General features: G+C 64.6%; 9 protein-coding genes. 6 read left to right on the top strand and 3 right to left on the bottom strand.

What is annotated here, in order from left to right:
- The first annotated feature begins 35 nt into the window (after positions 1-35).
- The 6 genes from pyk to KFO72_RS23325 all read left to right on the top strand — a co-directional run bounded on the left by pyk (position 36) and on the right by KFO72_RS23325 (position 6803).
- Positions 36-1472, top strand: coding sequence for a pyruvate kinase (gene pyk, locus KFO72_RS23300; RefSeq protein ID WP_054929810.1), 1437 nt, complete (start codon positions 36-38; stop codon positions 1470-1472).
- 243 nt (positions 1473-1715) lie between these two features.
- On the top strand, positions 1716-2780 hold the full coding sequence (gene fba / locus KFO72_RS23305; RefSeq protein WP_035986436.1) for a class II fructose-bisphosphate aldolase: 1065 nt from the start codon (positions 1716-1718) through the stop codon (positions 2778-2780).
- 196 nt (positions 2781-2976) lie between these two features.
- The gene (locus tag KFO72_RS23310; RefSeq protein WP_007581426.1) at positions 2977-3867 is read left to right on the top strand and encodes a phosphoribosylaminoimidazolesuccinocarboxamide synthase; all 891 of its coding nucleotides are present in this window, start codon (positions 2977-2979) and stop codon (positions 3865-3867) included.
- Positions 3868-3894: 27 nt separating this feature from the next.
- A complete protein-coding gene (gene purE / locus KFO72_RS23315) occupies positions 3895-4413 on the top strand; it encodes a 5-(carboxyamino)imidazole ribonucleotide mutase (RefSeq protein WP_224101840.1) in 519 nt (172 codons plus the stop codon).
- A 125-nt stretch (positions 4414-4538) separates the two neighbouring features.
- On the top strand, positions 4539-5747 hold the full coding sequence (locus tag KFO72_RS23320) for a 5-(carboxyamino)imidazole ribonucleotide synthase (protein ID WP_225033143.1): 1209 nt from the start codon (positions 4539-4541) through the stop codon (positions 5745-5747).
- 12 nt (positions 5748-5759) lie between these two features.
- Positions 5760-6803, top strand: a complete 1044-nt coding sequence (locus KFO72_RS23325; RefSeq protein ID WP_054929787.1) for an L-threonylcarbamoyladenylate synthase — start codon at positions 5760-5762, stop codon at positions 6801-6803.
- A gap of 160 nt (positions 6804-6963) precedes the next feature.
- Here KFO72_RS23325 and KFO72_RS23330 read toward each other — a convergent pair whose 3' ends face one another.
- From KFO72_RS23330 to dacB, 3 genes are all read right to left on the bottom strand, one after another.
- Complete coding sequence (locus tag KFO72_RS23330) at positions 6964-8160, bottom strand: SGNH/GDSL hydrolase family protein (protein ID WP_225033144.1); 1197 nt, start codon at positions 8158-8160, stop codon at positions 6964-6966.
- A 106-nt stretch (positions 8161-8266) separates the two neighbouring features.
- On the bottom strand, positions 8267-9199 hold the full coding sequence (locus tag KFO72_RS23335; RefSeq protein ID WP_225033145.1) for a sterol desaturase family protein: 933 nt from the start codon (positions 9197-9199) through the stop codon (positions 8267-8269).
- Between the two features lie 196 nt (positions 9200-9395).
- Entirely contained in the window at positions 9396-11057 is a 1662-nt protein-coding gene (gene dacB, locus KFO72_RS23340; RefSeq protein WP_224101839.1) for a D-alanyl-D-alanine carboxypeptidase/D-alanyl-D-alanine-endopeptidase, read from the bottom strand.
- Positions 11058-11310 lie beyond the last annotated feature (253 nt).

Genomic DNA, 11310 nt, shown 5'->3' on the forward strand with positions numbered 1-11310 from the left:
TTCATCCCAGCGATCCCATCCAGACGAGGAGACTCATGCATCGCGCCACCAAGATTGTCGCAACCATCGGACCCGCATCCAGCACGCAGGACATCTTGCTGCAGATGATTCAGGCGGGCGCCGACGTGGTGCGTCTCAACTTCTCGCACGGCACCGCCGACGATCATCGTCAACGCGCGGAGTTCGTACGTGAAGCGGCCCGGCAGGCAGGCCGCGAGGTCGGCATCATGGCTGACCTGCAAGGCCCGAAAATTCGTGTCGGCAAGTTCGAAAACGGCAAGACCACGCTGGTCGCCGGCAATACCTTCATCCTCGACGCCGAGTGCGAGCTCGGCAACGACGACCGCGTCGGCCTCGACTACAAGGACCTGCCGCGCGACCTGAAACCCGGCGACACGCTGCTGCTCAACGACGGCCTGATCGTGCTGAGCGTTGCGCGCGTGATCGGCAACGAGATTCATACCGTCGTGAAGATCGGCGGCGACCTGTCGAACAACAAGGGCATCAACCGCCAGGGCGGCGGCCTGACGGCGCCTGCGCTGACCGCGAAGGACATGGAAGATATCCGCACGGCGATGTCGCTCGGCGCGGACTACGTGGCCGTGTCGTTCCCGAAGAACGCGACGGACATGGAAATGGCGCGTCAGCTCGCGAATATCGCGGGCGCGCCGTATGGCATCAAGCCGAAGATGATCGCGAAGATCGAGCGCGCCGAGGCCATCCCGGCGCTGCAAGGCATTCTCGATGCGTCGGACGGCATCATGGTCGCGCGCGGCGACCTCGCGGTCGAAGTCGGCAACGCGGCGGTGCCCGCGCTGCAAAAGCGCATGATCAAGATGGCGCGCGACGCCAACAAGTTCGTCATCACGGCCACGCAGATGATGGAGTCGATGATCCACGCACCCGTGCCGACCCGCGCCGAAGTGTCGGACGTCGCGAACGCGGTGCTGGACGGCACGGACGCCGTGATGCTGTCGGCGGAATCGGCGGCGGGCAAGTATCCGGTGCAGACCATCGAAACCATGGCCGCCATCTGCGTCGAAGCCGAGAAGTCCGAGCATGTCGAACTGGACAAGGATTTCCTCGACCGCACGTTCACGCGCATCGACCAGTCGATCGCCATGGGCGCGCTGTTCACCGCTTACCACCTGGGGGCCAAGGCGATCGTCGCATTGACCGAATCGGGTTCGACGGCGCTGTGGATGTCGCGTCACTGGACGCATGTGCCGATTTTCGCGCTCACGCCCCGTACGGGCAGCGAGCGCGCCATGGCGATCTACCGCAACGTGACGTCGCTGCACCTCGACACCAGCAGCGACCGCGACATCGCGCTTGCGCAGGCGCTCGAAGTGGTGGTCGGCAAGGGTTACGCGGCGCGCGGCGACATGGTGGTGCTGACGGTCGGCGAGCCGATGGGCCAGGCGGGCGGCACGAACACACTGAAGATCGTGCGGGTCGGCGAGCCGGTCTGACAGCGTCATATCGGCCAGCCATAAACCGCCGTCAGAGCGAGTCAAGGCACGCAAACCCGGCAAGCCGGAAACGGCGCAGCTGAACGGCACGCGTGAAGCAGAGTGCCGTGTCCCCGAAAGAGGCGGCGTACCCCAGTTTGGGAGAGGGCGCTCGGGACACGGTCTGCTTCGCGATAAAATTGCACGAAATTGCATAAATAGATGCCGTCGGCACAGATTTCGTTTCAATCTATGGAGTAATCAATGCCTCTCGTATCAATGCGTCAACTGCTGGACCATGCCGCCGAACACGGTTATGGCCTTCCGGCATTCAACGTAAACAATCTGGAGCAGGTGCAGGCCATCATGGCGGCGGCGGATCAGGTCAATGCGCCCGTGATCATGCAGGCGTCGGCTGGCGCGCGTAAGTACTCGGGCGAGCCGTTCCTGCGCCATCTGATCGAAGCGGCTGTGGAGTCGTATCCGCACATTCCCGTCGTGATGCACCAGGACCACGGTCAGTCGCCGGCAGTCTGCATGGCCGCGATCCGCAGCGGTTTCACGAGCGTGATGATGGACGGTTCGCTCGAAGCCGACGGCAAGACGGTGGCGTCGTACGAGTACAACGTGGATGTGTCGCGCAAGGTCGTCGAAGCGGCCCATTCGATCGGCGTGACGGTCGAGGCGGAACTGGGCGTGCTCGGTTCGCTGGAAACGATGAAGGGCGACAAGGAAGACGGCCACGGCGCGGAAGGCACGATGACGCGCGAGCAACTGCTGACGGACGTCGAGCAGGCGGCGGACTTCGTGAAGCTCACGCAGTGCGACGCACTGGCGATTGCCATTGGCACGTCGCACGGCGCGTACAAGTTCTCGAAGAAGCCGACGGGCGATATCCTGTCCATTCAACGCATCAAGGAAATTCACCAGCGCATTCCGAACACGCATCTGGTGATGCACGGTTCGTCGTCGGTGCCGCAGGAACTGCTGGCGGAAATCCGCGAATTCGGCGGCGACATGAAGGAAACCTACGGCGTGCCCGTCGAGGAAATCCAGGAAGGCATCAAGTACGGCGTGCGCAAGGTCAATATCGACACCGATCTGCGTCTTGCCATCACGGGCGCGATCCGCCGCTACATGGCGGAAAACCCGTCGAAGTTCGATCCGCGCGACTACCTGAAGCCGGCTCGCGAAGCCGCGAAGAAGGTGTGCGTGGACCGTTATCTGGCGTTCGGCTGCGAAGGCCAGGCGTCGAAGATCAAGCCGGTCTCGCTGGAAAAGATCGCTGAGAAGTACAAGGCGGGCGAGCTCGCGCAAGTCGTTCGCTAAGCGGCGCGCGGGCGCCGTGCGGCGCCCGTTTGCTCGCTGTTTGCGGTTGTCTGCGCGTTGTTTGCGCATTGTTCGAGTAGTACGCAGCTGGCCATCTGGCCAGGTTGTCGTCAGATCGCCGTTCCCGCATGATCAGGGGAACGGCGTTTCCCTTTTGTTCCGGGCAGTGTTTGCCCCATTTTTGTGAATCACGACGATGTCTACCCTCTACGAATCCACGCTCCGCTCGCTGCCGCTGCTCGGCCGCGGCAAGGTCCGCGACAACTACGCGGTGGGCAACGACCAGCTGCTGATCGTCACGACGGACCGTCTGTCCGCGTTCGACGTCATCATGGGCGAGCCGATTCCGAGCAAGGGCCGCGTGCTGAACCAGATGGCGAATTTCTGGTTCGACAAGCTCGCGCACGTCGTGCCGAATCATTTGACGGGCGTCGCGCCCGAAACGGTCGTCGCGCCTGACGAGGTCGAGCAGGTGAAGGGCCGCGCGGTCGTGGTCAAGCGCCTCGAGCCGATTCTCGTCGAAGCGGTGGTGCGCGGTTATCTGGCGGGCAGCGGCTGGAAGGACTATCAGGCGACGGGCGCCGTGTGCGGCGTGCAGTTGCCGGAAGGCCTGCAGAACGCACAAAAGCTGCCCGAGCCGATCTTCACGCCGGCAGCGAAGGCCGAAATGGGCCACCACGACGAAAACATCACATACGAAGAGATGGAGCGCCGCATCGGCACCGAACTGTCGGCGACGATTCGCGACATCTCGATCCGCCTGTACAAGGAAGCAGCCGACTACGCGGCCACGCGCGGCATCATCATCGCCGACACGAAGTTCGAATTCGGTCTGGACGACAAGGGCCAGCTGTACCTGATGGACGAAGCGCTGACGGCGGATTCGTCGCGCTTCTGGCCGGCGGATCAATACCAGGTCGGCACGAACCCGCCATCGTTCGACAAGCAGTTCGTGCGCGACTGGCTCGAAACCCAGCCGTGGAAGAAAGAGCCGCCCGCGCCGAAGCTGCCGGACGAAGTCGTCACGAAAACGGCCGAGAAGTACCAGGAAGCGCTCGAGCGCTTGACGGGCCAGAAACTGGCCTGAGCGCCACGCATACGGAAAACAGGCAAGATGAGTGAAGTCCAGACAGCACATACGCACAACGCGCCGCTCGTCGGCGTGTTGATGGGTTCCAGTTCCGACTGGGACGTCATGAAGAACGCGGTCGCGATCCTGCAGGAATTCGGCGTGCCGTACGAAGCGAAGGTCGTGTCCGCGCACCGCATGCCGGACGAAATGTTCGCCTATGCTGAAAGCGCGCGCGACCGCGGCATCCGCGCGATCATCGCGGGCGCGGGCGGCGCGGCGCATTTGCCGGGCATGCTCGCGGCCAAGACGACGGTGCCCGTGCTGGGCGTGCCCGTTGCGAGCAAGTATCTGAAGGGCGTCGATTCGCTGCATTCAATCGTGCAGATGCCCAAGGGCGTGCCCGTCGCGACGTTCGCGATCGGCGAAGCAGGCGCTGCGAATGCCGCGCTGTTCGCGGTGTCGCTGCTGTCCGGCACGTCGCCGGAATATGCGGAGAAGCTCGCCGCGTTCCGCGTGCGCCAGAACCAGGCGGCGCATGCAATGACGCTGCCGCCGCTGTAACGCTTCGCAGTGAGACGTCGCCGTGCGACGTCGTAGCTCAGTGTCGTAGCTGAATGTCGTAGCTCAATGTCGCAGTTCAATGTTTCACCCGGCCGACCCCACATCGGCCGCGACCGACCATCAAGATGAATCCAGACAACACTCCGGTATCACCGATTCTGCCCGGCGCATGGCTTGGCATGGTCGGTGGCGGCCAGCTCGGCCGCATGTTCTGCTTCGCCGCGCAGGCAATGGGCTATCGCGTCGCCGTGCTCGATCCGGACGAAACCAGTCCGGCGGGCGCCGTCGCGGATCGCCATCTGCGCGCCGCCTACGACGATGAAGCGGCCCTCACCGAACTCGCGCGGCTGTGTGCGGCGGTGTCGACCGAGTTCGAGAACGTGCCCGCCGCAAGTCTCGATTTCCTTGCGCGCACCACGTTCGTCAGCCCAGCAGGGCGTTGCGTCGCCGTCGCGCAGGATCGCATTGCGGAGAAACGCTTCATCGCGTCGTCGGGCGTGCCCGTGGCGCCGCATGTCGTGATCGAATCGTCGGACGCGCTCACCGCGCTGGATGACGCCGTGCTCGAAGCCGTGCTGCCCGGCATTCTCAAGACAGCGCGCATGGGCTACGACGGCAAGGGGCAGGTGCGGGTCGGCAATGCGGCCGAAGTGCGCGCGGCGCATGCGTCGCTGGGCGGCGTGCCTTGCGTGCTCGAAAAGCGTTTGCCCTTGAAGTTCGAAGTGTCGGCGTTGATCGCGCGCGGCGCGACGGGTTGCTCGGCCGTGTATCCGCTCGCGCAGAACACGCATCGCAACGGCGTGCTGTCTCATACCATCGTGCCCGCGCCCGACGCGAATGCGACGCTTGTCGAGCAGGCACAGCAGGCCGCGCTGCAGATCGCGGACAAGCTCGGCTATGTCGGCGTGCTGTGCGTCGAGTTCTTCATTCTCGAAGACGGCACGCTCGTCGCGAACGAAATGGCGCCGCGTCCGCACAACTCCGGCCACTACACGGTCGACGCCTGCGCGACGAGCCAGTTCGAACAGCAGGTGCGGGCCATGACAGGCATGCCGCTCGGCGATACGCGCCAGCATTCGCCCGCCGTGATGCTGAACATCCTCGGCGACGTGTGGTTCCCCGTCAACGCGAAGGGCGAGCGGCCCACTGCCGCTGTCACGCCGCCGTGGCACGAAGTCGCGGCGATGCCGGAAGCGCGTCTGCATCTATACGGCAAGGAAGACGCGCGTCCCGGCCGCAAGATGGGCCACGTGAACTTCACCGCCGCGACGCTCGAGCACGCGCGCGCGGCCGCCCGCGATTGCGCGCGCCTGCTGCATATCCCGACGAGCTGAGCACGAGCCTTTATGCCGGATCAAACGAAACCTGCCGACGTGACGTCGAGCGTCGGCGCCGACGAGATCGCGCGTGCCGCGGCGCTGCTCGATGCCGGGCAACTCGTCGCGTTTCCCACGGAGACTGTCTACGGGCTGGGCGGCGATGCCGAAAGTCCTGACGCGGTTGCGCGCATTTACGCGGCGAAGGGCAGGCCGGCGAATCATCCCGTGATCGTGCATCTGGCGCCGGGCGGCGATCCGAATTATTGGGTCGAGCAATTGCCGTCCGATGCGCAGCGCCTGATCGACGCCTTCTGGCCGGGTCCGCTGACGCTGATTCTCAAACGCGCCGCGCATATTCCGGCGGCGGTGAGCGGCGGGCAGGATTCGGTCGGCTTGCGCTGTCCGTCGCATCCTGTTGCGCAGGCACTGCTTGCGGCGTTCAGCGCGTTGCGTAATGGACATGGCGGCGTCGCGGCGCCGTCCGCGAACCGCTTCGGTCACGTCAGCCCGACCACGGCGCAGCATGTGCGTGAGGAATTCGGCGATGCGATTCATGTGCTCGACGGCGGATCGTCGGATGTCGGCATCGAATCGACGATCGTCGATCTGTCGCGCGGCTTTCCTGCGTTGCTGCGGCCGGGGCACGTCACGCCGCAAGACATCGCCGACGTGCTCGGTGAAATGCCGCGTTTGCCCGACGGCTCGGACGCGAGCGCGCCGCGTGCTTCCGGCACGTTGAAGGCGCACTATGCGCCGCGCACGCCGCTCGCGCTGCTGCCGTTCGACGTGCTCGAGCCGCTGCTGGCCGCGCGCGCGCCCGGCGAACGCGTTGCGCTGGTTGCGCGTGTGTCGCGTGCAGGGCGCTGGGCGGACGCGGAGGGCGTGCATTTCGTCGCCGCGCCGGAAGATCCGCATCTGTATGCGCGCGATCTGTACGGCCTGCTGCGCGCGCTGGATCGCGCGAATGTGTCGCGGATACTGATCGAGAAATTGCCGGATACGATCGAGTGGATCGCCGTCAACGACCGGCTGGGACGCGCGGCCGCGGCATTCGAGGCGCACGACGCCTGAGAGCCGCGCGCGCGGCACGCATCTCGCGTGAGCGCAAACGCAGTCGCAAACGCAGTCGCCAAAGCAGACGCACCCAAGCAAAAAGCCCGGCTCTTGAGAGCCGGGCTTTTTTTACATCGAACGCAGCCGGAAACAGCGGGGCAACCCCGCCGGATGCCGCTTACTTGCCGAGACCCGTCGCCGCGATCTTGCCTTCGACGTATGTCGCAAACGCGGCATGCGCGTGGGTCGTCGGGTGGATCGTGTCGGCGAACACATACGACTGGTCCGCGCCCGCGACCGTCAGCGTATTCGGCGAGCAGAACAGCGACGACGCGAATTGCTGGCCATACTGCGCAGCCGTCATGCCGCCGACCAGCACGGAAGGGTTCGCGGTCGCATAAGCCGTTGCGTTCGCGGCCATCTGCGTGATGTTGCAGGCCGTGCCCGTGGTGTTGCTGAAGCCTTGCGCCGACGGATTGGCGAGCAGCGGCGTGAGCCAGCCGCTGGTCGACACGAAGACCACCTTGGTCGACAGGCCGGCCACTGCCAGCGCCTGCTGCAGCACGCCGTTATAGGTAGCGACGATGCCCGAGATCAGCGTGGGCACCTGCGCCGACCCCAACTGCGTGGCAAGCTGCGCGGCCAGCGGCGTCTTGCCGATATCGGGCACGTCCATCACGACCACATGCGTTGCGCCCTTCGCGAGGATCGTACCGATCTGCGCCACGAGCGTCTGCGCCATCGGGCCGACCGTGCTCACCGCGACCGACTGCACGATTTGCGAAGCCTGAGTCGGATTGGCCGCAACCTGCGTCGAGATCGACGTCAGCATCGCGGACAGGTTCTGCAGGATATCGTTGGCGCCGCCGTTGATCAGCACGAGCTGATTCGAATTGAAGCTGCCGTGGTCGCTCAGGTATTGCTGAACCTGCCGCGTCACCGGCCAGGTGGTCGCGGCCTGGCTATTCGGCGCGTAGCCGTTGCCGTCGACGCGCGACACATCCGAGCCGCCTTGCGCATAGCCGAAGCCGCCATTTGCCGCGAGCGGCTTGCCGAAGCCGCCCACAAAGGCCGGCGTCAGCGTGTCGCCGTAGTACTCGGCGACCTTCTGCGTCCACACCTCGCCGGGGTTCGTCGTGAAGCGTCCACCGCCGAAGCTCGAGGTGATCACGGGCGAATACGTGCCGACATCCGACAAGCTGTCCCCGAACGACACCACCTGCAGTTTGACCCCGCCCGCAGGCGTGGCGCTCGCGTTGTTGTTATTGTTGTTGTCACTGCCGCCGCCGCATGCGACGAGCGTGGCAAATGCCGCGCACGCGACGGCGATGCGTGCGTAGCGCAGGATGCCCGTGTTGTTTGATGCTTGCTTCATAAGGTCCTTATCTCCTCGTATGTATCTGGCCTGAGCCTTGTGTCTCGTGAGCCATCTGATGCAGGCGTCGTCTGGACGCGGCGACGAACCTGCAAAGCCTTCCCTGTTATCGCGGCGTCTGGACGGCCGCGTTGTTGTTCTGCGATGCGCGTCCGGCAGCATCCGGCGCAAGCTCGCCGCAGCGCAGGCTCGCGTGATACTGCGCGGCCCACGCGGGCGGCGCGAACAGCGCGCTCAGCCGGTTGCGCAAGCCGCGCACCCGCACGACGTCCTGCGCCATCGAAGCCCATTCATGAAACGTCGCTTTCAGCGGGTTATACGTGTGAAGCGGCTCGACGATGCCGTACACGGGCGCCTCGTTCGGATCTTCATCGACATAGCTGCCGAACAGCCGGTCCCATATCACCAGCACGCCCGCATAGTTGCGATCGATATACCGGTCGTTGCGCGCGTGATGCACGCGATGGATCGACGGTGTATTCAGCACGTATTCGAACCAGCCGAGCTTGCCGACGGACTGCGTATGCACGAAGAACTGAAAGCCCAGGTTGATCAGCACGATGCCGACGATCTGCTTCGGCGGAAAGCCGAGAATCGCGAGCGGAATCCAGAAGACCCACATGCCCGCGACGGGATACATGAGGCTTTGACGAAACGCCGTCGAGAAATTCATCCGCTCGGACGAGTGATGCACGACATGCGCGGCCCACAACCAGCGCACGCGATGGCTGCAGCGGTGAAATACGTAGTAGAGCAGATCCTGCGCGACGAACAGCACCGCGAACGACACCCAACCCGCATGCCAGTCGAGCAGCCGGTAGTGCTCGTAGCAATACGCATAGACGGGGATGACGAACAGCCACGCGAGCTTGTCGGCGCCCTGGTGCATCAGCGCGAGCGCGGTATTGCACAACGTGTCGCGCCAGCCGTACATGCGCGCTTCGGGCTGCATGCGCTGCGCGCGCCACGCCTCCCAGCCGATGCACGCGAGAAAGATCGGCGCCATGGCGAGCAGAAGCAATTCGGCATCGAATTGCATTGACGTCTCCCTCCGAGGGTCCCTGCGGCCTCCTCGGGGAGGCCGGCATTGTCTTTATTGTTTGAATGCGGCGCTGTTCATCATGCGGCGCCTGTCGCGCGCGCCGTCATGCCTGTTTGTCTGCGCCTTTTTCATACTGCCCGACAGCGTACAACGCCTCGCGGCGCGTCGCGCACCGCTTCAATAGAAGGAATCCTCAGTGCGCGCCGCGCTTCTGAGGGTTTTTCCTGATCTTGCGGCGCGGCTCGTCCGCGGCTTCTGTCGTGGCCGGCGCGACGGTGCTGGCGAGTATCGCGGACGGGCCCTGATACACCCATTCGAGCAGTTCGTCATGCGCGGCGCGCGCCGCTTCCGCGTGTGGGTCGTTGATCAGGCTGACGACGACATAGCTCTGCCCATCGGACGATGCGACATAACCTGCGATCGCCCGCACGTCGCGCAGCGTGCCTGTCTTGATGTGCGCGTTGCCATTGACGGGCTTCGACGTTAGGCGGTTGCGCATCGTGCCGTCCACGCCGACGATAGGCAGCGAATCGACGAACACCTGCGCGACGGGGCTGGCGTTCGCGCTTTGCAGCAGATCGGCGAGCGCGAGCGCGGTGATGTGCTCGTCGCGCGACAGGCCCGAGCCGTTGTCGAGGCTCAGATATTCCATCGGCATCGCGCTGCGATGCAGGAACGATTCGATGGCTTCCGCCGACTTCGCGGGCGTCGCGGGCGGGCGGTTGATGACGGCGCCGATCGTCAGAAAAAGATTGCGCGCCATCGTGTTGTTGCTGAACTTGTTGATGTCGCGAACGATGTCGGACAGCATCGGCCCCTGATGCGTCGCGACGAGTTTTGCGTCGATGGGGACGGGGCCTTCGCGCGTCGTTCCGTTGAACGTGCCGCCTGTCTGCTGCCACAGCGCGAGGAAGCCGCCCGCGAAGAACGTGGTGTGATCGAGCACGGCCACGTTGACGGTGCGCTCGCCGCAGCGCAGCGGATAGTCGCCGATGAACGACGCATTGACCACGCCGTTCGCCGCCGGCGTGACGGCGGGCGTCACCAGCTCGCCGCGGCACGGGCCGCGCGTCGCGCGCAATTCGTTGTCGATCTGCAATTGCGCGAGCGCGGGCAGCACGTCGATCTGCACCTTGCCGTCCTCGGACGGCGACATCGTAAACGACAGCGACTTGAACGCGTACAGCAGCGGATCGGGGCCGACGTTATAGGGCGAATTGACGTCGCTGTCGAAGGCGGGCAAATCGCGCGTGGAGGGATCGAAGAAGCGTTTGTCGAGCACCAGCGCGCCGTCGATGCCCGTGATGCCCGCCTTGTGAATCTTCTGGACGAGGTCGATCAGCTCTTCGGGCACGAGCTTCGGGTCGCCTGTGCCCTGGATGTACAGATTGCCGTGCAGCACGCCGTTTCCGTCGATGTTGCCTTGCGCGTACGCCGTCGTCTTCCAGCGGTAGTCGGGGCCGAGCAGCGACAGACCGGAGTAGGTGGTGACGAGTTTCATCGTCGAGGCGGGCATCATCGGCTTGCCGGCGTTCAGCGCGAGCACGGGCGTGCGGTCGCCGACCTTCTCGACGACCACGCTGATCGATGACAGCGGCACATGGGCGCGCTGCAGGCCCGCCATCACGGCAGGCGGCAATACGGTGGTGACGTTGACGGCGGGTTGCTGCGCTTTCTTGCGCGCCTCGGCGGGCGCGGCGACGGCGAGCGCGGCGCAGGCGAACAGGACGGCGGCGGCGCGTGTTGTCGTGTGGAGTGCAGCCGCCGGCTCAGCGTGAGCCGAATTCAGCGATTTGAAACGACGCCCGAGCGAGCAGGCATACGACGAGGCTAGTGAAAGGAAAGCGAGCGGCATGAAGGGACGGAATCGGCGGTGAAATCGCGGCGCGGAAAGGTATATGCAAGCACGGTGCGCGGTGAAGTCGCGGTGCGCGAAAGCGCTCATTGTAGAGAGTTGCTATGGGGTCGAGAAAAAATGATTTGAGGTGGGGTGCGGGGTGTCTTGTGGGGGTTGGTCCGGTTTTCCAGGTTTTTGCGCTGGCATCCGCGATGCGTTATCTCGCTTCACGCGTCGCCCCTGTGCGGGGCGGCACCTACTTTTCTTTGCC

Origin of the sequence: Paraburkholderia sp. XV (genome assembly GCF_020177535.1) — a bacterium.
Classification (GTDB): Bacteria; Pseudomonadota; Gammaproteobacteria; order Burkholderiales; family Burkholderiaceae; genus Paraburkholderia; species Paraburkholderia caribensis.

Coding starts and splice junctions, on each gene's coding strand:
- pyk (WP_054929810.1), top strand. CDS start 36: ATGCATCGCGCCACCAAGATTGTCGCAACCATCGGACCCGCATCCAGC.
- fba (WP_035986436.1), top strand. CDS start 1,716: ATGCCTCTCGTATCAATGCGTCAACTGCTGGACCATGCCGCCGAACAC.
- KFO72_RS23310 (WP_007581426.1), top strand. CDS start 2,977: ATGTCTACCCTCTACGAATCCACGCTCCGCTCGCTGCCGCTGCTCGGC.
- purE (WP_224101840.1), top strand. CDS start 3,895: ATGAGTGAAGTCCAGACAGCACATACGCACAACGCGCCGCTCGTCGGC.
- KFO72_RS23320 (WP_225033143.1), top strand. CDS start 4,539: ATGAATCCAGACAACACTCCGGTATCACCGATTCTGCCCGGCGCATGG.
- KFO72_RS23325 (WP_054929787.1), top strand. CDS start 5,760: ATGCCGGATCAAACGAAACCTGCCGACGTGACGTCGAGCGTCGGCGCC.
- KFO72_RS23330 (WP_225033144.1), bottom strand. CDS start 8,160: ATGAAGCAAGCATCAAACAACACGGGCATCCTGCGCTACGCACGCATC.
- KFO72_RS23335 (WP_225033145.1), bottom strand. CDS start 9,199: ATGCAATTCGATGCCGAATTGCTTCTGCTCGCCATGGCGCCGATCTTT.
- dacB (WP_224101839.1), bottom strand. CDS start 11,057: ATGCCGCTCGCTTTCCTTTCACTAGCCTCGTCGTATGCCTGCTCGCTC.